Source organism: Vibrio sp. Vb1554 (assembly GCF_033344235.1).
The window spans coordinates 1-1,334 of sequence record NZ_JAWPOJ010000219.1 but is presented as its reverse complement, the minus strand read 5'-3'; the positions used below and the strand labels follow the sequence as shown (position 1 = coordinate 1,334).

1 protein-coding gene is annotated in these 1,334 nt (G+C 47.2%); it reads left to right on the top strand.

Annotation, left to right across the window (positions count from 1 at the left end; translation table 11 throughout):
* Nucleotides 1-1,334: NAD-dependent DNA ligase LigA (ligA, locus tag R8N28_RS25115; RefSeq protein ID WP_318183651.1), on the top strand; the 1,334-nt coding region annotated here is incomplete at both ends.

Genomic DNA, 1,334 nt, shown 5'->3' with positions numbered 1-1,334 from the left:
GGCTTCGCGCCCACTTAGCTTCTACGCATACAGTGTTGGAGTTGTGCAAGGGGCTGATTTGGCAGCCAGTCACTATGAGCGTTTTCTGCAGATAAAATCTTGGGGACTGCCAATGTGTCCAGAGACCAAGCGAGTCGACAGTTTGGCAGACGTAAAAACTTATTATCAAGACATTCTGCAGCGTCGTGATGCATTACCTTACGAAATTGACGGAGTCGTGATCAAAATTGACGATATTGCCGTCCAAGAGCGCCTGGGTTTTGTTGCTCGCGCTCCACGTTGGGCGATCGCATACAAATTCCCGGCTCAAGAAGAAATCACCACATTGAATGAAGTTGAGTTCCAAGTTGGCCGAACGGGAGCGATCACTCCGGTTGCTAAGTTAGAGCCGGTGTTTGTTGGTGGCGTGACGGTGAGTAACGCAACGCTGCATAATGCGGATGAAATTGAGCGCCTTCAAGTAAAGATTGGTGATCAGGTCGTGATTCGTCGTGCTGGCGATGTGATTCCTCAAGTGGTTTCTGTCATCAAAGAGCATCGACCAGAAACGGCGCGAGATATTATTTTCCCAACTCAGTGTCCTGTTTGTGGTTCGCACGTAGAGCGTATCGAAGGGGAGGCGGTGACTCGATGTACTGGCGGTTTGGTCTGTCAAGCTCAACGTAAGCAAGCGCTCAAGCACTTCGTCTCACGTAAAGCGTTGGATGTTGATGGTTTAGGTGACAAAGTTATCGAGCAATTGGTCGATCGTGAAATGGTAGAAACACCTGCCGATCTGTTCAAGCTTTCGGCTGGCGTATTAACCGTATTGGAGCGCATGGGGCCAAAATCTGCTCAAAACATTGTTAATGCATTAGAAAAATCGAAGTTAACAACCTTGCCACGTTTCTTATACTCGCTAGGTATTCGAGAAGTGGGCGAGGCAACGGCGGCAAACCTAGCTCAACACTTTAAATCACTGGAAGCGATTCAAGCTGCAACGGAAGAACAACTTATTGCTGTTCAAGATATTGGTGTGGTAGTTGCGAAGCACATTACGACTTTCTTTGAAGAAGAGCAAAACCAAGCTGTTGTTCAAGATCTCCTTGTGCAAGGTATCCACTGGCCAGAAGTTAGTGCACCTGAGCAAGGCGCAGAACTGCCACTAGAAGGTAAAACTGTCGTGCTAACGGGTACACTATCTCAACTTGGACGTACTGAAGCAAAAGAGGCGTTGCAATCTTTGGGTGCAAAAGTCACTGGCAGTGTTTCCAAGAAAACCGATATTTTATTTGCTGGTGAAAATGCAGGTTCTAAGCTCACTAAGGCTCAAGAATTGGGTATCGAGATAAAAA